This window comes from Streptomyces sp. LMG1-1-1.1 (assembly GCF_040815545.1).
Classification (GTDB): domain Bacteria; phylum Actinomycetota; class Actinomycetes; order Streptomycetales; family Streptomycetaceae; genus Streptomyces.
Genome location: NZ_JBFPNH010000088.1, coordinates 1 through 1,408, shown reverse-complemented (window position 1 = coordinate 1,408; position 1,408 = coordinate 1). Strand labels below are relative to the sequence as shown.

Annotated in this window: 1 pseudogene; it reads right to left on the bottom strand. The window is 82.7% G+C overall.

Features of this window, described 5'->3' with window-relative positions:
• Window positions 1-1,056: 1,056 nt before the first annotated feature.
• Window positions 1,057-1,408, bottom strand: a pseudogene (locus MRBLMG1_RS36140) (hypothetical protein); the annotation flags it as partial.

The window sequence follows — 1,408 nt, the reverse complement described above, 5'->3', positions numbered from 1 at the left end:
GTCAGGCGGGGGTCTTGGTGGGGGTGGACGGGTGGCGCAGGGCGTGGCGGCGGCGGGCGGCGACGCCGACGGTGGGTCTGCCGAGGCGCCCGCCTCCGCACGGCCCGAAGGCGGCGTGGTGTCGGGCGGCGCCGCCGCCCGGGGTGCTGTCCGGCCCTCGCCCGCACGCCGTTCGCCCCTGGTCTCCGCCCGGCCGGCCGAGCCGTCGCGCCGTCTGGTCCCGGCGGGTCCCGCCCGGAACGCGGCGCCGTCCGCGCCCGGTACGGGGATCGTCCAGCGCGCGGCGACCCCTGCCGGTACGCCGGAGCGCCCCCCGACCGCCTCGACCGGGGTGACGCCCACCGGCTCGCCCGACACCGCCGCACCGGAGTCCTCGGACTCCGGGCGGCCCCAGAACGTCCCGGGCCCTGGTTCCCCCACCGGGCCCGGGACTCCCGTCGGCGCGAGCGACACTCCGGTGCAGCGCCGTCCCCCCGTACGCCGTTCACGTCGCGCCCCGGGTGCCGACTGGACCACGACGGCGTCCACTCCGGCGCCGGCTCCGGCGCCCGCCCCTGAGGCGAGTGCGGCGCCCGCGGCCCCGGCCGCCCGGCCCGGCCTCGGAGCCCCGGTGCAGCGCGCCGCCGCCGAAAGCGCCCAGGCACCCGCTCCCCGCACGAACCCGGCACCGCGACGCTCCCCGATCGGCGCGCCGATCACGCGCACGTCGGCGACCCCTGATGCCGCCGCCGCCCCGGCCGCGTCCTCTCCGGTCGGCCCCGGTGGCGTGCCCGGCCCGAGGCCCGTCCAGCGTGCGCCGAAGGTCCAGGGCTCCCCCGGAACGCCCGCCGCCCGCGGCGAGACGGCACCGCCGGCTCCGGGTGCGCCCCGCACGGCCGGGCCTGGCCCTTCGGGCGCCGCGCAGCCTCCGGCGGGTGCGCGCTCCAGTGCCGCCGACGGTGCGCCCGTCCAGCACTCCGCCCCTCCTGCGGCGTCCGTCCCGCGCGCCGAGCCCGGCACGGCGTCCGTCCCGCGCACGTCGGCGCCCCAGGACCCGGCAGTCCAGCGCACCGCGCCTCAGCCTCCCGTCGCGCCCTCGGGCCGCCCCGGCGCCCCGGCGATCCCGGGGGCGCCCGTGTCCCCGGCCCCCGCCGTCCAGCGCGCCACCCCCACACATCCCGGCGCCCCGACGACCAGGCGCTCCGCTGACGACCGGCACACGGCCTCGGCCCCGCACTCCCCCGCCGACCGCACCGCACCCTCCGCCCGGCGCGAGGCCCCGGCGGCCCTGCGGAGCCCGGAGGCCCCGAGCTCCCCCGCGGCCCCGACGCCCACCGTCCAGCGCGCCGCGTCGGCACGCCCCGTCACGCCCTCGGCCGAGCCCGCGAATCCGGCGGCCACGACGCCCTCTTCGCCCCCGGCCCCCGCC